Annotated in this window: 19 protein-coding genes; 11 read left to right on the top strand and 8 right to left on the bottom strand. The window is 69.6% G+C overall.

Features of this window, described 5'->3' with window-relative positions; genetic code table 11:
- The first annotated feature begins 191 nt into the window (after window positions 1-191).
- From AB0C30_RS08600 to AB0C30_RS08580, 5 genes are all read left to right on the top strand, one after another.
- On the top strand, window positions 192-338 hold the full coding sequence (locus AB0C30_RS08600) for a hypothetical protein (protein ID WP_357941056.1): 147 nt from the start codon (window positions 192-194) through the stop codon (window positions 336-338).
- Window positions 339-341: 3 nt separating this feature from the next.
- Complete coding sequence (locus AB0C30_RS08595) at window positions 342-1277, top strand: hypothetical protein (protein ID WP_357941054.1); 936 nt, start codon at window positions 342-344, stop codon at window positions 1275-1277.
- Window positions 1278-1432: 155 nt separating this feature from the next.
- Window positions 1433-1897 carry a hypothetical protein gene (locus AB0C30_RS08590; protein WP_357941052.1) on the top strand — a complete coding sequence of 155 codons (465 nt, stop codon included), beginning with the start codon at window positions 1433-1435 and terminating at the stop codon, window positions 1895-1897.
- A gap of 120 nt (window positions 1898-2017) precedes the next feature.
- The gene (locus AB0C30_RS08585; protein WP_357941050.1) at window positions 2018-3457 is read left to right on the top strand and encodes an aldehyde dehydrogenase family protein; all 1440 of its coding nucleotides are present in this window, start codon (window positions 2018-2020) and stop codon (window positions 3455-3457) included.
- A 17-nt stretch (window positions 3458-3474) separates the two neighbouring features.
- Window positions 3475-4353, top strand: coding sequence for a tetratricopeptide repeat protein (locus AB0C30_RS08580; protein WP_357941048.1), 879 nt, complete (start codon window positions 3475-3477; stop codon window positions 4351-4353).
- 10 nt (window positions 4354-4363) lie between these two features.
- Here AB0C30_RS08580 and AB0C30_RS08575 read toward each other — a convergent pair whose 3' ends face one another.
- Both AB0C30_RS08575 and AB0C30_RS08570 read right to left on the bottom strand, forming a co-directional pair.
- Complete coding sequence (locus AB0C30_RS08575) at window positions 4364-4993, bottom strand: response regulator transcription factor (RefSeq protein WP_357941046.1); 630 nt, start codon at window positions 4991-4993, stop codon at window positions 4364-4366.
- Window positions 4990-6129, bottom strand: coding sequence for a sensor histidine kinase (locus tag AB0C30_RS08570; protein WP_357941491.1), 1140 nt, complete (start codon window positions 6127-6129; stop codon window positions 4990-4992). The genes AB0C30_RS08575 and AB0C30_RS08570 overlap by 4 nt, the downstream gene beginning before the upstream one ends.
- Window positions 6130-6255: 126 nt before the next feature.
- Between AB0C30_RS08570 and AB0C30_RS08565 the strand changes: the two genes are divergently transcribed.
- Complete coding sequence (locus AB0C30_RS08565) at window positions 6256-7038, top strand: type II CAAX endopeptidase family protein (RefSeq protein WP_357941044.1); 783 nt, start codon at window positions 6256-6258, stop codon at window positions 7036-7038.
- On the opposite strand, the gene AB0C30_RS08560 is transcribed toward AB0C30_RS08565, so the two are convergent.
- Window positions 7035-7496, bottom strand: a complete 462-nt coding sequence (locus AB0C30_RS08560; protein ID WP_357941042.1) for a helix-turn-helix domain-containing protein — start codon at window positions 7494-7496, stop codon at window positions 7035-7037. The two genes, AB0C30_RS08565 and AB0C30_RS08560, sit on opposite strands and share 4 nt — an antisense overlap.
- Before the next feature lie 82 nt (window positions 7497-7578).
- On the opposite strand from AB0C30_RS08560, the gene AB0C30_RS08555 reads away from it, so the two are divergent.
- The gene (locus AB0C30_RS08555) at window positions 7579-8577 is read left to right on the top strand and encodes a GlxA family transcriptional regulator (RefSeq protein WP_357941040.1); all 999 of its coding nucleotides are present in this window, start codon (window positions 7579-7581) and stop codon (window positions 8575-8577) included.
- A 10-nt stretch (window positions 8578-8587) separates the two neighbouring features.
- The gene (locus AB0C30_RS08550; protein ID WP_357941038.1) at window positions 8588-9883 is read left to right on the top strand and encodes a TDT family transporter; all 1296 of its coding nucleotides are present in this window, start codon (window positions 8588-8590) and stop codon (window positions 9881-9883) included.
- On the opposite strand, the gene AB0C30_RS08545 is transcribed toward AB0C30_RS08550, so the two are convergent.
- Genes AB0C30_RS08545 through nthB form a run of 3 tightly spaced genes read right to left on the bottom strand, consistent with a single transcriptional unit; the run spans window position 9884 to window position 11501 of the window.
- Window positions 9884-10225, bottom strand: a complete 342-nt coding sequence (locus AB0C30_RS08545) for a nitrile hydratase accessory protein (protein ID WP_357941036.1) — start codon at window positions 10223-10225, stop codon at window positions 9884-9886.
- 26 nt (window positions 10226-10251) lie between these two features.
- Window positions 10252-10839, bottom strand: a complete 588-nt coding sequence (gene nthA, locus AB0C30_RS08540) for a nitrile hydratase subunit alpha (RefSeq protein WP_357941034.1) — start codon at window positions 10837-10839, stop codon at window positions 10252-10254.
- Window positions 10836-11501, bottom strand: a complete 666-nt coding sequence (gene nthB / locus AB0C30_RS08535) for a nitrile hydratase subunit beta (RefSeq protein WP_357941032.1) — start codon at window positions 11499-11501, stop codon at window positions 10836-10838. Before nthB ends, nthA begins: the two co-directional genes overlap by 4 nt.
- A gap of 311 nt (window positions 11502-11812) precedes the next feature.
- Between nthB and AB0C30_RS08530 the strand changes: the two genes are divergently transcribed.
- A complete protein-coding gene (locus AB0C30_RS08530; RefSeq protein WP_357941030.1) occupies window positions 11813-13918 on the top strand; it encodes an acyl-CoA dehydrogenase in 2106 nt (701 codons plus the stop codon).
- Here the strand turns inward: AB0C30_RS08530 and AB0C30_RS08525 are convergent.
- Window positions 13915-14589 carry a class F sortase gene (locus AB0C30_RS08525; protein WP_357941029.1) on the bottom strand — a complete coding sequence of 225 codons (675 nt, stop codon included), beginning with the start codon at window positions 14587-14589 and terminating at the stop codon, window positions 13915-13917. The genes AB0C30_RS08530 and AB0C30_RS08525 overlap by 4 nt on opposite strands.
- A 36-nt stretch (window positions 14590-14625) precedes the next feature.
- Window positions 14626-15123 carry a hypothetical protein gene (locus AB0C30_RS08520; RefSeq protein WP_357941027.1) on the bottom strand — a complete coding sequence of 166 codons (498 nt, stop codon included), beginning with the start codon at window positions 15121-15123 and terminating at the stop codon, window positions 14626-14628.
- Between the two features lie 280 nt (window positions 15124-15403).
- On the opposite strand from AB0C30_RS08520, the gene AB0C30_RS08515 reads away from it, so the two are divergent.
- Entirely contained in the window at window positions 15404-15892 is a 489-nt protein-coding gene (locus tag AB0C30_RS08515) for a hypothetical protein (RefSeq protein ID WP_357941025.1), read from the top strand.
- Window positions 15867-16718, top strand: coding sequence for an alpha/beta hydrolase (locus AB0C30_RS08510; RefSeq protein ID WP_357941022.1), 852 nt, complete (start codon window positions 15867-15869; stop codon window positions 16716-16718). The genes AB0C30_RS08515 and AB0C30_RS08510 overlap by 26 nt, the downstream gene beginning before the upstream one ends.
- Window positions 16719-16722 lie beyond the last annotated feature (4 nt).

The raw sequence follows: 16722 nt of genomic DNA, 5'->3' as shown, positions 1-16722 counted from the left end.
GGAGGGCCCGTCAGGGCGCGAGGGTGTCCTGGTCTTTCAGGTTCGTCGGCAGCTTCACTTTCACTCATACGGGGTTGTTTCTGCTGCTCGATGTACTTTTGAGTACGGTGAGCGGCGCCCCGCCGACCGATCCGGTGAAAGAGGAACCAGACCAGAAATGTCCGCCCCAGAGGCATGTGCGTTACCGGGGCATGGACTTCCGCGACCGCCCGCACACGTGCCGCGGCCGGGTGGTCTCGACCGACGGAGAGCGGGCGGAGCTCGAACTGTGGGGCGAAGACGACCAGGGCCGCCGCACCACTCTCGGTCGCGCCGAGATCATCTATGAGGGGAACTAACCGATGACCACTCTTGCCGACCTGCACGCCCTGATGGCTCGCCTGGGACATCCGGTGGTGACCGCCCCCGCCCCCTCCGTCGCCCGGTTCGCGGACGGCGCTCCGTACCGGTTCGAGATTCCCAGTGTGGAGGGGCCGGAGGTCCTGGAGGCCGTCGTCGCGGAGGCGGACCTCCTGAACGTACCCGTGCACCGGACCTCGCAGGGCAGCGGCGTGATGATGCTGTCGGACGCGGAGATCACCCGCATGGCGCGCATCGGCGCCGAGCGCGGCATCGAGATCAACCTGTTCCTCGGCCCGCGCGCCGCCTGGGACACCGGCGGCCAGGCCAAGGTGACCCAGGCGGTCGGCGCCGCGGCCAGGGGCAACGCGATGGTCGCCGCCTGCGTGGCCGATGCGCTGCGGGCCTGCGAGCTGGGCATCCGCAGCCTGCTCGTCGGCGATCTCGGCACGCTGGAGGTGCTCACGACGATGAAGGCCGACGGCGCGCTCCCGTCCACCCTGGTGCTGAAGACCTCCGTACTCCTGCCGCTCACCAACGGCCCCACCGCCACGATCCTGGAACGGCTCGGCGCGAGCACGCTCAACGTCGGCACCGACCTGACCGTCCCGCACCTGTCCGAGATCCGCGCCGCCACCGGCCTGCCGATCGACCTGTATCTGGAAGTGCCCGATGACCAGGGCGGGTTCGTCCGCTTCTACGAGGCGGTGGAGATCGTCCGGGCGACGGCCCCGGTCTACCTGAAAATGGGCCTGCGGAACGCGCCGAACATCTACCCGTCCGGCGCCCACCTGGGCGCCGTGCCCCGCGAGCTGGGCCGGGAGCGGGTACGCCGGGCGGCCCTGGTCCAGCGGCTGCTGGAACAACTCGACCCCGACCTCACCAAGCCTGTCATCTCAGCCCAGCACCCCTCGGACCTCGGCATCCCGCAGCCGTAGCGAGCTGAACCTAGGAGCGGCGCGGGCCACCCTCATCGCCCTTCACCTGCGGAAACGTTCTACTTTGCCCCACAGGCATGGGTGCGGCCCGTTCCGATCCTGGGTAGCTACTCTCTGAACATGAAGGAATGCACAAAGTAGCTAGCGAGGGATCCATGGGACTTCCACCGGGACGGTTCTCCATCTACCGGGGCACGGAGCTGCACCCCCAGAGTCGGCTGGACTTCGCGTACGGCACACAGCCCGCCCCCGACCACCCTTCGCGCCTGGTGGACACCAAGTGGTTGTGCTGGGGCGCCGTCGAGTCCACCCAGGCGCGCTTCCGCGCGGTAGACGGCCAGGAAGAGGACGACGGCTGGAGCTGCCGAATGAAGATCGACGACGGCCCCTACGCCGACTACTGGCTGGACTCCAGCGACGGCTACGTCTGCGCCGTAGGCTCCTCCAGCCAGCGGTGGAGGTTCCTGGGCGGCGGCGACCAGTGCGAATGGTGGCAAGACGCACGGCCGGTAGTGATCAGCGACCACAAGCCCGCCTCCAACGTGGGCAGTGGCCGGCAACTGCGCGCCCAGCTCGGCGCCACCCCGCAGATGTACACCATCAGCCGGATCGACGGCTGAGCACCGGTCGACAAACCCCCGCCCATCGTGATCACAGCGGTTTCTGCGATCACGATGGGCACCCGGCCCACCGCGGTGCCCGCTAGCCCGCGCGAGGCAAGCAAGCATATGCTTGGCCACGTGGCTGACTATCGCAACTTGATCGGCGGCAAGCTCGTCCCGGCCGCCGACGGCAAGACCATGGACTCCGTCAATCCGGCCACCGGCGAGGTGTGGACCAGGATCCCGGCGAGCGGCCCCAAGGACGCCGAGGCGGCCGTGGCGGCGGCCCAGGAGGCGTTCCCCCGCTGGTCGGCCATGCCGGCGCTGGGCAGGGCGCACTTCCTGCGCAAGGTCTCCGAGCTCTTCGTCCAGCACGCCGAGGAGCTGGCCAGGCTGGAGACGCGCGACAACGGCAGGATCCTGCGCGACACCCTGAAGAAGGACCTGCCGGGCATGGCGCACCTGTGGCAGCTCGCCGCGGGCCAGTGCCTGGACGCGGTCAAGGGCGACACCGTCATCCTGGGGCCCGACGCCCTGGGCCTGACGCGGCGCGAGCCGTACGGCGTGGCCGTCTGCATCATCCCGTGGAACTCCCCCATCTCGACGTTCTCCGCGAAGGCCGCCTTCGCCCTCGCGGCCGGCAACACGGTCATCGTCAAGCCCGCCGAGCAGGCGAGCGTGTCGGTGTTGCGGCTGGGCGAGCTGCTGGCGGAGGTGTTCCCGCCCGGGGTGCTGAACATCGTCAGCGGCCTGGGCGAGGAGGTGGGCGACGCCCTCGTACGGCACCGGGGCGTCGGCAAGATCAGCCTCACCGGTTCGACGGCCACCGGCCAGGCCATCACCCGGGCCTCCGCCGACTCGCTCAAGCCGATGACCTTCGAGTTGGGCGGCAAGTCGCCAAATATCGTCTTCCCTGATGCTGATCTGGAGGCGGCCGCCCAGGGCATCACCGTGAACTCCATCTTCACCGGCAACGCCGGGCAGGTCTGCGTGGCCGGTTCGCGGATCCTGGTCCACCGGTCCGTCTGGGACGAGGTGCTGGAGCGTACCCGGCAGATCGCGGAGAGCCTCATCCTGGACGACCCGCTCGACCTGGCGACCACGATGGGCCCGATCGTGTCGGCCGGCCAGTACGAGCGCGTCGTCTCCTACCTGGAGGTGGCCGAGAAGGAGGGCGCGGAGCTGGTGTTCGGGGGCCGGGCGGGCGCCGAGGTGGTGCCGCATCTGCCTGGCGGCTACTGGGTGGCGCCCACCCTCTACACGACCGGCGACAACGCGCTGCGCATCTGCCAGGAGGAGATCTTCGGACCCGTGGCGGTGGCGATCCCGTTCGAGACGGACGAGGAGGCGCTGACGATCGCCAACGACTCGCCGTACGGGCTGGCGGCCGGTCTGTGGACGCGTGACCTGCGCCGCGCCCACCGGTTCGTCCGCGATCTGCGGAGCGGGACGGTGTGGGTGAACACCTTCCGGCAGATGCCGCCGGGGCTGCCGTTCGGCGGCGTGAAGGACAGCGGCTACGGGCACGACTCGGTCCTCGAATACACCCGGGAAAAGGCGGCCATCATCCAGATTTAGTTAGATAGATTCCCATCATGAGCGAGGGGATCAACGAAAAGCCGGAGCTTTCCGAGGCTGCCGCACAGTCTCGGGCCTCGGTGCTGCGCAGCCGGGCCGAGTCGTACATCGCGCTGTCGAGACACGACGCCGCCATCGCCGATCTTACGGAGTCGATCGCGCTCGTGCCGGACAATGCCCGAGCCTGGCGGCTGCGGGGTGAGAGCCACCGGATCATCGAGCGCTATGAGGCCGCGCTGTCCGACTTCGACGAGGCGCTGCGGCTGGAGCCGGACAGCGGGTACGCCCTGGGCTCGCGCGGCCAGGCGTACGCCTCGCTCGGCCGCTTCGAGGAGGCCATGGCCGACTTCGAGCACGCGCTCACCCTCTCGCCCGAATCGCTGTGGATCCTGGAGGCGAAGGCGGACACCCTCGCCGATCTCGGCCGCCTGGACGAGGCGCTGGAGGAGCACGCGAAGATCATCGCCCTGAACGAGGAACTGGCATACTCGTGGCTGGCCAGAGGCGAGCTCTACCAGCGCATGCACCTGTACACCGAGGCCATCGACGACTACACGCGGGCGCTGGAGGTGGAGCCCGAGTACGTACGGGCGTTCAGCAGGCGCGGCGAGGCCCTGCGCATGGTCGACCGCTACGACGAGGCCCTGGCCGACCTGAACCGGGCCATCGACCTCGACCCGGACAACGACCGGGCGCTGGGCAGCCGCGGGGCGGTGCTCAGCGAGATGGGCGACAACGAGGGCGCGGTGAAGGACCTGGACCGGGCGATCGAGCTGGACGGGGACTACATCTGGGCGTACCGGGTGCGGGGGGAGGTCCTGCAAGAGATGGAGCGGCACGAGGAGGCGGTGGCCGACTTCACCCGGGCACTGGACCTGGAGTTCGGTGACTCCTGAAAACCCCTTACTACCTGGACAGGTGCAGGGCGAGTTGGGTGCGGTCGCGTAGTCCCAGTTTGCGCAGCATGCTCGACACGTGGTTCTTCACCGTCCCCTCGGTGATGAACAGCCGGGCGGCGATCTCCCGGTTGGTCGCACCCACGGCGATCATCCTGGCCACCTCGAGTTCCCGGCTCGACAGGAGTTCCTGGCCGCGAAAGCGGCTCGGTTCGCGCGGCTGCCCGCGCAGCTCGGCCACGAGCCGGGCGGCCACGGGCCCGTCGAGCACGGTCTCGCCCTCGTACGCCTTGCGGATGCCGTCGATCAGCTCCTCGGGCGAGCAGTCCTTCAGCAGGTAGCCGCAGGCTCCGGCGCGCAGGGTGCCGAAGATGTACGCGTCCTCCTCGAAGGTGCTGAGCACCAGCGCGGCGACGCTCGGGTGCTCGGCGGCGAGCCGGGCGGTCAGCTCGACCCCGTCCATCCGCGGCATCCTGGCGTCGACGAGCACCACATCGGGGGCGCAACCCGGCACGGCGGCCAGTGCCTCCCTGCCGTCGGCGGCCTCGCCCACCACCTCGATCCCGTCCTCGATCTCCAGCAGTTTGCGCAGTCCGCGGCGCATGAGCTCCTGGTCGTCCACGAGCAGTACGCGGATCATGGCCGGGCCACCGGCACCTCGGCCCGCAGCTCGAACCCGCCGTCGCGGGCGTTGGCCGCCAGGAAGCTACCGCCGACCGACCGCACCCGCTCGGCCAGCGAGGACAGGCCGAACCCGGCCGCGCGCGCCGCGCCCTTGCCGTCATCGTCGATCGTCAGCACCACCCGATCCTCGCCGAAGTTCAGGTGGGCACGCACCCGGCGGGCTTCGGCGTGCCGCAGCGCGTTGGTGAGCCCTTCCTGGAGTACGCGGTAGAGGACCAGCTCGGAGTCGGGGTCGATGCGGCGTTCGTGCCCGTCGACCGTGAAGCCGACCTCGATGCCGGTGCCCTCGAAGGACCGGGCCAGCTGGCCGAGCGCGGCGCTGCCGAGCCGGCCGTCCAGCGCGAGGGGGCGCAGCGCGCGCACCCAGCGCCGCGCCTCGGCCAGCGCCCGCACGGTCATCTCCTTGGCCTGGCGTACCTCCTCCCAGATCAGTTCCGGACGCCGTTCCCGGTAGCGTTCGGCGTTCTCCAGGTTGATCTTGATCACGGTGAGCTGGTGCCCGATCGAGTCGTGCATGTCCCTGGCCATCCGGGCGCGTTCCTCGGCCACCGCCAGCTCCCTGATCCGCTCGATCAGCCGCTGCGCCGCCGCGCGCTGCCGCCCGGCCTCGAGCAGGGCGGAGGTCATGGCCAGCGAGAAGACGGCGAGCAGCGTCATCGGCATGACCTGGTCGAGCGCTTCGCGCCAGGTGGCGCCGAGCAGCACCAGGATGAACCCGCCGACGGAGAGCAGGTAGATCGCCGTGATCACGATGGCGCGGCGCATGTCGTACACGAAGGCGAGGTTCACCATCGCGACGAACACCAGCGCGGTGTGCCACCCGCTCAGGAACTGACCGACGAACAAGATCGCCACCAGGAGCCCTGGGGCGGCCAGCTTGCGCACGGGGCTCGCGTCGGGGCTCCATGGCATGATCAGCCAGAGCACCGCCACCAGCGCCATCAGAGCGGCGAAGACCCCGAGGCGCGGCCATGCGACTGGGGATCCGATGGCGGGTCCGACTGAGGATCCGACGCCGCCGACCAGGACCGTCGCGAAGACCGACCAGAACACCACCGACAGCAAGGCAGGCCGACCGGGGTCGCGAAACATCACATCTGGGGACCCTACGCGGCTACCCGCCCCCGGACATCCCCCCAGCGACACGGTACTTCGGTCACGCCCGGATCTACCCCATGCTCGATGTGCGCGCTGACGAGTGCGCTTTAGCGTGCCGCCATGCGAATCCTCGGTGCTGTTCTTGTCACGATCGCGATGCTGTTCGCGGCCACGTTCGGAGTCGTCGCGATCAGCAACGTCCTGTTCGACGGCTCCCAAGCCCTGGCGCCGTTGATCACGGTGCTGGTGCTCCTCCTCCTGTACGTCTATCGGCGCTTCGTGAGCCACCGCCCGTGGTCCGGCCTCGGGATGACCTTGACCTGGCGGGCCCTGCCTCAGGCGCTGCTCGGCATGGCGGTGGGCCTGGCCGCCCTGCTCGCGGCCAACGCGGTCTCCGTCTGGGCGGGCGCGGCGACGTGGCAACCGCCGGCGATCGAGTCGCCCCTCATGCTCCCTGTCGCCATCGTCCTGATCATGCTGAGAGCCTCGTTCCCGGAGGAACTGCTGTTCCGCGGCCATCTGTACGACACGCTGTCCGACCGGCTCAGCCCCCGCGCCGTTCTGGCGATCACCACGCTGTCCTTCGGCGCGATCCACATCCTGTCGAGCAGCCCCGCCTCGGGGATCGCGGAGAAGATCCTCTATGTCGTACAGGCCACCGCGCTCGGGCTGCTGTGCGGGGCGGCCCGGGCGCGAACGGGAGCGGTGTGGATGGCTGTGGGCGTACATACCTCGATCTACCTGAGCAGCGGCGCGTTCCCCACCCAAGAGATCAACTATGGGGTGCAACTCGCCCTTCAGACCGCCGCCCTCGTCCTGACCGCCGTCTTGGTGCTCAGATTCCCGAGCGGCCGCGACCGGGTGTCCGGTCCTGCGCGGGCGGGATCGGACGCCCTTTCCTAGAGGCGCCCGATTGCACGGGGACGGTCCGGCTCCTGCGGCACCTTCACCAATCCACCTCCCTCAAGAGGTTCGCCGCACTCCGCGCAGACGATCCGCGTCTGCACCTCGGCACCGCACGTGTGCAGGAACCGCGGTGCGGGCGGCGGGTTCCGCAGGTGCCGGATGCCCCATTCCCGGAGCCCGATCAGCACCGGCTCCAGCGCCTGCCCCGCTGCCGTCAGGTGGTACTCGGAGCGGGGAGGGCGGTCCTGATACGGGCGGCGCTCCAGGATCTCCGCGGCCTCCAGGGATCTCAGTCGCTTGGTGAGAACGTCCCGGGGCGCTCCGGTGTTGGCGCGGATGTCGGCGTAGCGCCGGACGCCCATGAACACCTCACGCAATACCAGGAGCGACCAGCGCTCCCCTACCAGGTCGAGGGTCCCGGCGATAGGGCAGGCACGTGGCTGGACATCGGTCACCCCGCGAGCCTAGTCGGTTTGTTTTGCGAACTCACTACGCCTAACATCGGCGGCACCGCATCGCAGGTCCGGAGGGCATTCGATGAACCCCAGACACGCCGGAACCGGCCCACTCCTCGTCACGATCTTCGTCTTTCCTGGAGCCCGGCTGCTGGACGTGACCGGTCCGATCGAGGTGTTCACTTCGGCGAACGAATTCGGCGGCCACTACCGGCTGAACCTCGTGTCGGCCGACGGCAACGAGGTGACGACCTCGGCAGGCACCCGGCTCAGCGTCGACATGGCCGTCAAGGACGCGCACGAGACCAGCGACGTCCTGGTGATACCCGGAGGTCCGGGCTGGGACCAGCTGATCAAGGACGACGCGCTGCTGGACATGGTGCGCAGGCTCGACGCGAACTCTCGTCGCACTGTTTCCGTCTGCACCGGCGCCTTCCTGCTGGCCGCCGCCGGCCTCCTGGACGGCCGTCGCGCCGCCACCCACTGGCGCCACTCACGGGATCTCGCCCTGCGTTTCCCCGCCGTCCAGGTCGAGTCCGACGCGATCTTCGTCCAGGACGGGAAGGTGATGACCTCGGCCGGGGTGAGCGCGGGCATCGACCTCTCACTGGCTCTCGTGGAACAGCACTGTGGAGCCGAAGTGGCCCGCGCGGTGGCCAAGGACATGGTGGTGTTCATGCAACGGCCCGGCGGGCAGTCCCAGTTCAGCGTGCGCGCCCGTGCTCCGCACACTCGCCAGGAGATGCTCCGCCGGGTGCTCGACGCCGTCGTGGAAGATCCAGGCGCCACCCACACGCTGTCCACCATGGCGCGCAGAGCCGGCATCAGCTCCCGCCACGTGACCCGGCTCTTCTACGACGAGATGGGCACGACACCGGCCCGGTACGTGGAGCAGATCCGGCTGGAAGCGGCGCAGGCGATGCTGGAGACCGGCGACGATCCCATGGCGGTGATCGCCCGCCGCACCGGGTTCGGCTCCGCGGAGTCACTACGCAGAGCGTTCGTACGCAATCTCAAGGTGACTCCAGGCGTGTTCCGGGCGCGTTTCCACACCACCGGAGTGGCGGACCCGCTCCGTTGAATGTCCTGATGTGAGGGCGTTGTGGCACACGCTGCTATCCGCCCGGGACGAGCGGCCGCCATACCGTGATGCCAACGGGCCGACGGACTTGGCCGCGGCCCGCGATGTGCTGGGCTGGGGCCCTCCGGTCGGCCGGTTCACGACGGTGATTCCCCAGACGGAGAAAGAGGCGTTCTACGCCGTGACACCCCACCCCAGCAATGCCCGAGCCATCCCTGCCGAGGGCGACGTGGACCCGGGGCTCTCCCCGCCGCCCATAGGTCGTGCGCTGCTCGCCCCCAGCTGGTTCGCGGCCGTCATGGGCACCGGTATCGTCGCCAACGCGGCGGTCACCCTGCCCCGAAGCTTTCCTGGGCTGCTGGTCGCCGCCACGGTGGTCTGGTCGGGGGCCGGCCTGCTGCTCGTCGTGCTGACGGTCGGCTACGTCTGGCAGCGGGCGCTGCGCCTGCACGCCGCGGATCCGGTGCACGCTCAATTCTTCGGCGCGCCGGCCGTGGCGCTGCTCACGGTAGGTGCCGGGGCACTGCGACTCGGTCAGCCGGTGATCGGGGCGCGGGCCGCGCTGGAGGTGGACTGGGCGCTGTGGTCGCTCGGCACCGCACTCGGTCTCGCCACTGCCTGTACGGTGCCGTACCTGATGGTCACCCGGCACCGCTTCGCACCGGACGCGGCGTTCGGTGGCTGGCTGATGCCGGTGGTACCACCGTTGGTCTCGGCCACGACGGGCGCGCTGCTCGTCCCGCACACGCCTGCCGGGCAGGCGCGGCTGGCCCTGCTGCTGGGCTGCTACGCGATGTTCGGGCTCGGCCTGGTGGCGGTACTGCTGGTGCTGGCCATGGTCTACAGCCGCCTGGTGCACCATGACGCGCCCACTGGTGCGATGGTCCCCACGGTGTGGATCGGCCTGGGGGCGCTGGGCCAGATCGTGACAGGGCTGGGGACGCTGGCCACCGCGACGCCGAGCGCGCTGCCCATGTCGTACGCGCACGGCGCGGAGGTCGTCGCGCTGCTGTGCGGAGTCGGGGTGTGGGGCTTCGCCATGCTGTGGCTCGCGCTCGCCGCGGCGCTGACCGTACGGGAGTTCCGAGCGGGGCTGCCCTTCGCCGTCACCTGGTGGTCTTTCATCTTCCCGCTCGGTGCCTGCGTCACCGGCACCGGCGCCCTCGCTGCCCGTACCGGCTCGCAGATCTTCGTCTGGGTCGCCGTCGTCCTCTACGCGCTACTCGTCGCCGCGTGGGTCGTGGTGGCCTGCCGCTCACTGCGCCACGCGGCCGCGCACGCGGGCAGGCCGGAGAGGCGGGCGTGATCACGGGTGACCGTGATCGTCGAGGTGGTCGTGGCCCGGGTGGCGTCGGGCCAGGGTATGTGCGCGGGCGGTGACCTCCTCGGCGGACACGGTGCCTTGGCCGGCGAGCACATCCTGCAGGGCGTCCAGCCAGTGCTGGTAGTAGTTCCAGCGCTCGTCCTTCTCCCAGGCTGAGATGCGGGCGATCAGGGCGGCCCGGAACTGCGGCCAGGTGAACACGCCCGCCTCGTACAGGGTGACGGCCATGCCGAAGGCGCGGCTCTGCCACGGCTCGACGAAGACCAGCTCGCCGTTGGAGCGGGGCGGTGCGGCCGGCCCCTCGGCGTCCAGCGGGGTGGTCATGGCGCTTTGACCTTCGAGCGGGGTGGTCATGGCGCCTTGACCTTGGCCACGCCGACCATCGCGTCCCGGGTCACCAGCGGCACGAGCTGTTCCTCCGACAGGTGCTCGGTGCCGGCCGGGCGTTCGGGCAGCACCAGCCAGCGCACTTCGCTGGTGGAGTCGCGGACGGTGATCCGTACGTCCTCGGCGAGTTCGAGCCCCATCTCCGACAGCACCGTACGCGGCTCTTTGACCATGCGCGCCCGGTAGGCCGGATCCTTGTACCAGCTCGGCGGCAGGCCGAGCACCGGCCACGGGTAACACGAGCACAACGTGCAGACCACCACGTTGTGGGTGGTCGCGGTGTTCTCCACGACGACGATGTGCTCGCCCTGCGGCCCGCCGAAGCCCAGCTCCTTGATGGCCGAGGTGCCATCGGCGAGCAGCCGTCGCCGGTACCGCGGGTCGGTCCACGCCTTGGCGACCACCTTGGCGCCATTGAGCGGGCCCACGCTGGTCTCGTAGTTGGCGATGATCCCGTCCATCGCCTTCGGGTCGATCAGGCCCCGCTCGGTGAGCAGTTGCTCGAGCGCTTCGGTACGCAGCGCCGCGGGGAGACGTCCGCCGGTGGTCATGAGAGTGCCTCCAGGTAGCTCTCGTACAGCTCCGCGGTGAGCGTGAAGGGTTCGGCGTCGGCGCCCCACAACTCCCGTGAGTCGAAGCGCACCGAATAGACGTGCTGGGGGTTCTCGCCCAGGAAGTGCGCGTTGGTGTCCGGCAGCAGCGCGGCGGGCTGGATGAACTCGACAACGCCGGTATGTCCGCGTACGTACGCCGGCAACCTGGTGTGCCCGGGCGGTGACATGTCCTTGGCGCGTACCCGCTCGCCGACGGCGAAGGCCGGCGGGACGTCCACCGAACGGAGCGAGCCCGCAGCGGTCGGCGTGTAGTCGGGCTTCGCGGGTTCGGGGATCGGTGGTTCCTCAACGTGTTCGCCGCGCAGGTTGCGAGCGCGGGCGTCGATCGCGGCCGACGCGAGGATGGCGCTGTCGGTGAGCATCAGCTCCGAGGCGTTGAGCCAGCGGCCGAAGTAGCCGTCGTCGAGGTAGGCGGCTCGGCCCAGGCGCTCTTGCGCATGCCGGAAGGCGTCCACGTTTCGCCCGGACACCCGGATGGACAGCAGCGTCAGCGCGAACGCCCTCCCCTGCCAGGGCTCCTTGAAGACCGGCTCATCGCCTCTCGGCGGATGGGTGGGTCCCCAGCCCTCGGTGCCCCCCATATCGGCGATCCCATCCACGCAATCACCCCCATATACCTACATAGCGGGACATATACCCAGGCGGTCAGTGGGTGATGTGGAAGGTGAGCCGCCCTTTCGGTCTCTCCGGCGGGGACGGTGTGGACGTAGACGCAGACGACGCTGTTGTCACCGACCTTCTCGCCGATGCCGATGCCGGCGGGGCGGCGGTGAGGGCGGCCACCAGGCTGGCGGCCGCGCACAGGGGTTGTTCACCGATGCGGCGGCCGGCGTAGCGCGACGCCGACTGTGCGTGATCCGTTGCCTCTGACCTCTGGAGATCGACACACCGGGCTTCTAGATTCGGTCGCATGGGGATCGGGCTGACCGAGGAACACCGGGCGCTGGCCGCCTCCGTACGCGGGCAGGCCGAGCGGGACACCAGCCACCGGGCGCTGGCCGAGCAGGGTGTGCTCGGGCTGCACCTGCCCGAGGAGTACGGCGGTCAGGGCTACGGGCTGCTGGAGCTGGCCGTGGCGCTGGAGGTGCTCGGTGAGCGGCGCGTGCCCGGCGCCTACCTGCCGACCGTGCTCGCCTCGGCGGTGCTCGCGCGGTCCCGGGGGCCGAAGGACCTGCTCGGAGGCCTCGCCGACGGGTCGCTCAGCGCGGCGGTCGCCCTGCACGGTACGGCCGACGGCGACACGCTGCTCGCCCTGGGCTCCCCCAAGGCCGACGTCTTCCTGCTGCCGATCGGGGACGGGGAGTGGTCGCTGTTCGAGTGGCAGGACGTCACCGCCGAGCCGTTCGAGAGCGTGGACCTCGACCGGGCCGTGTGCTCGATCGTGGGGTTCACCGGGACGCGGAAGCGGCCGCTCGGTGTCGTGCCGGTGCGCGAGGTGGCCGCCGTGCTGCTGGGCGCGGACTCGTGCGGGGTGGCGGCGTGGGCCGTGGCGACGGCCGCCGAGTACGCCAAGGTGCGCGAGCAGTTCGGGCGGCCGATCGGGCAGTTCCAGGGGGTCAAGCACCGGGTGGCGGCGGCGCTGGTGGCGCTGGAGCAGGCACGCGCCGCCGTCTGGGACGCGGCCAGGGCTCTGGACGAGGCGGTCCCCGCCGCGCCGACCCTCGGCCGTACGCGGGTCACGGTCGGATCGGCCGCGAGTCGTACCGGACCGTGGATGGTCGGCGATGAGGCGCGGCTGACGGTCGGGGTGGCGGCGGTGCTGGGGCCCGATGCGGCCGTACGGTGTACCGCCGACGCGATCCAGGTCCTCGGCGGCATCGGCTACACCTACGAGCACGACGCGCATCGCTACTACCGCCGGGCCCTGTCCGACAGGATGCTGGCCAACGATCCGGGCGTGTGGGCCGAGAAGGTGGCCGAGTTGGCCGCCGCGGGGGTGCGGCGGCGCATGGAGCCTGATCTGCCCGAGGAGGCGGCGAAGGTACGCGACACGATCTGGGCCGAGGCGGCGTCTCTGCGGGCGTTGGAGCGGGACGCCAGGCTGGGGAGGTTCGCCCGGGAAGGGTGGATCATGCCCTACCTCCCGAAGCCGTGGGGCCGGGCGGCGTCACCGCTGGAGCAGGTGATCATCCACCAGGAGTTCCGCGACCTCGGCCGACCGAACCTTGGCATAGCGGCGTGGGCCGTGCCCTCCATCGTCAAGTACGGCACCCCCGAACAGGCCGAACGCTTCCTGCCCAGGACGTTCGCCGGCGAGATCGTCTGGTGCCAGCTCTTCAGCGAGCCGGGCGCGGGCTCCGACCTGGCGGGCCTGTCGACGAAGGCGACCCGGGTGGAGGGCGGCTGGTCCCTGACGGGCCAGAAGATCTGGACATCCCTCGCCCAGTACGCACATTTCGGGATATGTCTGGCGAGGACTTCCCCCTCAAAACCCAAGCATGAGGGCATCACCTACTTCCTGGTGGACATGGCCACGCCGGGCATCACCATCAGGCCGCTCAAGGAGATCAACGGCGAGGAGATCTTCAACGAGGTGTTCCTGGATGACGTGTTCGTACCCGATGACCTGGTGGTCGGCGAGGTCGACGGCGGCTGGCGCGTGGCCCGCGACACGCTCTCGCATGAACGGGTCGCGCTCGGCGACTCCTGGGGCCCCGGCTCCCAGCACACCGACATGATCGAACTCGTCGGCAAGCTGCCCGACCTGCGGCAGTCCCAGCGCGAACAGGCGGGCCGCCTCTGGGCGGAAGGCCAGGCCATCTCGGCGCTCGGCCTGCGCGTGACGCTCTCCCAGCTCTCGGGCACCGACCCGGGTACGGCCCCCAGCGTGCGCAAACTCCTCGGCATGCGCCACGCCCAGGCCGTCTCCGAATACTGCTGGTCACTCGACCCGTCGAACGCCCGCTGGTCACGGACGATCCTGACCACCAGGGCGTTCACCATCGGCGGCGGCACCGCCGAGGTCCAGCTGAACATCATCGCCGAACGCGCCCTCGGCCTGCCCCGCGATCCTTAGCTTTTGAGATGGTACGGCGCTGCGAGGTGGGCGAACACGATGGTGTTGTCGCGATAGCTGTGGGCCTGCCGGTCAAAGGTCCCCCCGCAGGTCACCAGCCGTAGCCCCGGATAGTCGATCTTCCCGTACACCTTCTTGGTCGGGAAGCTCTTCTTCGGCGTGTGCTCGACCCGGTCCACCACGAACACGGCCACGGACCGGTCGGCCCGCAGCACCTGCACCTGCTCGCCGCGCTTGACGTTCTTGAGCCTCGCGAACACGGCCGGGCCGCTCTTCGTGTCGAGATGACCGGTGATCACGGCGGCGCCGCGCCCGCCGGGGACGGCGCCGTAGCGGTACCAGCCGGCGAGGTTCGGCGGGTCGAAGGGCGGGTTCTGGATGGCCCCGGCGGCGTCGAGGCCGAGTTCCATGAGCGGCGCCGACACGCCGATCGAGGGGATGTAGACGGCCGTGGGCCGCGCGGCCTTCATCGGCTTGGCGACCTTGTCGAGCGGCACGTTCAGGGACGGCAGGCTGGTGGCCTTGAGCGCATGGGGCACCTGGGGTCCGGCGGCCGCCACGGGCTCGGACGCGCCGTCGCCGAGCATGCCGTTGATCCCGAACCCGATCAGCAGCACCCCGGCCAGCGACACCACACCCGCCCCGGCCCAGATCAGCTTCGAGCCAGCCACCGTCTCACCGCCCCGCTTCCCATGCCATCGGCCGCTTCAGCGTTGGGCGGCCTGCGCGATCTCCTCCGCGTCCGTGTCGCCCTTGCCGCGCCGCACGGCGAACCCGGTCAGCCCGGCCCCGGCCAGCAGCGCGACCCCACCCGCCGCGAACGGCCACACCGGCGGCTCAGGCACCAGCCCGCCACCGCCCGTCTCGGGATGGCCCTGCGGCATCCGGTGCTCTTCTTCGTCGGCCGGTTTCCACGGCCGGTCGGGCTCCTTCGAGGGCGCTGGCTCATCGGGCGGCGGCGACCACGAGTCGTCCGTCGTGGGCGCGCTGGACCAGCTGTCGAGCGGGTTGGGGATGGGCAGGTCGGGCACCGCGAGCGACGGCTGGACCTCGCACGGCAGGATGGGCAGCAGGCAGGTGGCGCCCGCGTTCGGCTCGTCCTGCGTGGTGGCCGAAGCGGTTCCGATGCCCGCCACCATGCTCACGCCCCCGACCACGAAGGCCGCCAAGGCTCCGGCGGCTGCGAGACGTCGCGCTCTTGTCATTACAAGGCTCCCGAATCGGTTGTCACGCCCCGAGATAGAAGGAGAGCCTTGCGAATTATTAGACCATGAGTCAAGTAATGTGACCGAAGTGAAATCAGTCACTTACTCTGCGTTTTCTCCCTCCCAGTAAAACCGCAGGAGCGACCTACAGGCAGTGACCGCAGCCCGAACGGGACCACGACCGCGCCCACCGCGCTCATATCCGTCGGATCAACGAGCGGAAGCGGCTTCGCGATTGATACTTGACGAACGAGAGCAAGTACTTGCTATTGTTCGTCAAGTGAGTACGGGCGAGCACGTCGCGTTGGCTGGTGAGCTGGTCAGACTGATCGAGCGGCGGATCGTCGATCCGCTGGAGATCCTGTTCGGCTCGGACGAACAGGTGGGTCCGGTCAGAGGTCGATTGCGGATCGAGGCCGAGGTTTGGGCCGCGCAGTTGCTGGGACCCGACGACCGGCTCGCGGTTCATACGGCAGCGCGGCTGATCGCGGCGGTCTTTCCCGGAGACGGTCCGTTCGATCCACCCGACGAGTGGTGGCGCACGGCCTTTGGCCGGACGGTGGCCAGACGTGTGGGCCACCCGGGCAAGACCGCGGTGCCGTTCGCCACGGCGGGGGCGATGCTGGGCATCACCCGACAGGGCGTTCACGACCTCGTCAAACGCGCCAAGCTCGACCGGCATCCCGACGGCGGGGTGACCGCAGAATCCATACACGAACGACTGAACCAACCTCAGGAGCGTTATGCCGCACGACGTGACCATCACTGAACACGAAATACCCCTCGCCGCGCGGGACTTAGGCGGGGACGGCGAACCCGTGCTTCTTCTCCACGGGCTCGGCGGCACCCTGGAAGCCTGGGACGCGCTGGAGCTTGGAGACCACCGGGCCGTGGCCATGGATCTGCGGGGCCACGGCCTGTCCGGCGATGGGCCATGGGAGTGGGAAAGAGTTCTGGACGACATCGAGGTCGTGGTGCGGCGTTTCGACCTCGGCAACCCGGCAATAGTCGGGCACTCGCTGGGCGGAATGCTCGCCGTACTTTGGGCCCGGCGCCATCCCGGATGCCCGGGCATCGTCAACCTGGACGGATTGCGATCCGCCGAGAACGACCCGGACAACTATCCGGGGATGGATCCGGCCGCAAGGGACCAGGAACTGGCGAAACTCAAGGCCATGTTCGACGCGCAGGCCGCGAACATGGGCCGACCGCTGTCCGCCGAGTTCCAGGCGATGTTCTCCACGAGGGCTCTCACCGAGAAGGACGGGAACACCTACGCCCGGCCCAGCGCGGCACTCCTCGAAGCGGTGCGATACACGCCGGAGTTCCGCGACACGATTCCGCTGCTGCGTCAGGTCACCTGTGCCGCGCTGGTGGTGATTCCGACCCAGGACCCGCCGGGGATGTCGGGCGGGGAATTGATGGAAGCCTTCAGAAGGGGGGTGCGCCGGGACCTCGCTGACGTGCCGTCCAATATTCAGGTCAAAGAGCTGGATGCCAGCCACAATATGCTCGCCGAGCAGCCGAAGGCGGTCGCCGCGCTCGTAACGGACTTCCTCACGGCGAACAGCCCGGGCAGCGCCTCATCAGCGTGAATCC

Origin of the sequence: Nonomuraea sp. NPDC048901, assembly GCF_040649695.1 — a bacterium.
Lineage (GTDB): Bacteria > Actinomycetota > Actinomycetes > Streptosporangiales > Streptosporangiaceae > Nonomuraea.
This window is presented reverse-complemented; position numbering and strand designations above follow the sequence as displayed.

Excerpts from the sequence above, each read along its gene's own strand:
- AB0C30_RS08600 (WP_357941056.1), top strand. The coding sequence starts at position 192 with ATGGACTTCCGCGACCGCCCGCACACGTGCCGCGGCCGGGTGGTCTCG.
- AB0C30_RS08595 (WP_357941054.1), top strand. The coding sequence starts at position 342 with ATGACCACTCTTGCCGACCTGCACGCCCTGATGGCTCGCCTGGGACAT.
- AB0C30_RS08590 (WP_357941052.1), top strand. The coding sequence starts at position 1,433 with ATGGGACTTCCACCGGGACGGTTCTCCATCTACCGGGGCACGGAGCTG.
- AB0C30_RS08580 (WP_357941048.1), top strand. The coding sequence starts at position 3,475 with ATGAGCGAGGGGATCAACGAAAAGCCGGAGCTTTCCGAGGCTGCCGCA.
- AB0C30_RS08575 (WP_357941046.1), bottom strand. The coding sequence starts at position 4,993 with ATGATCCGCGTACTGCTCGTGGACGACCAGGAGCTCATGCGCCGCGGA.
- AB0C30_RS08570 (WP_357941491.1), bottom strand. The coding sequence starts at position 6,129 with ATGTTTCGCGACCCCGGTCGGCCTGCCTTGCTGTCGGTGGTGTTCTGG.
- AB0C30_RS08565 (WP_357941044.1), top strand. The coding sequence starts at position 6,256 with ATGCGAATCCTCGGTGCTGTTCTTGTCACGATCGCGATGCTGTTCGCG.
- AB0C30_RS08555 (WP_357941040.1), top strand. The coding sequence starts at position 7,579 with ATGAACCCCAGACACGCCGGAACCGGCCCACTCCTCGTCACGATCTTC.
- AB0C30_RS08545 (WP_357941036.1), bottom strand. The coding sequence starts at position 10,225 with ATGACCACCCCGCTGGACGCCGAGGGGCCGGCCGCACCGCCCCGCTCC.
- nthA (WP_357941034.1), bottom strand. The coding sequence starts at position 10,839 with ATGACCACCGGCGGACGTCTCCCCGCGGCGCTGCGTACCGAAGCGCTC.
- AB0C30_RS08530 (WP_357941030.1), top strand. The coding sequence starts at position 11,813 with ATGGGGATCGGGCTGACCGAGGAACACCGGGCGCTGGCCGCCTCCGTA.
- AB0C30_RS08520 (WP_357941027.1), bottom strand. The coding sequence starts at position 15,123 with ATGACAAGAGCGCGACGTCTCGCAGCCGCCGGAGCCTTGGCGGCCTTC.
- AB0C30_RS08510 (WP_357941022.1), top strand. The coding sequence starts at position 15,867 with ATGCCGCACGACGTGACCATCACTGAACACGAAATACCCCTCGCCGCG.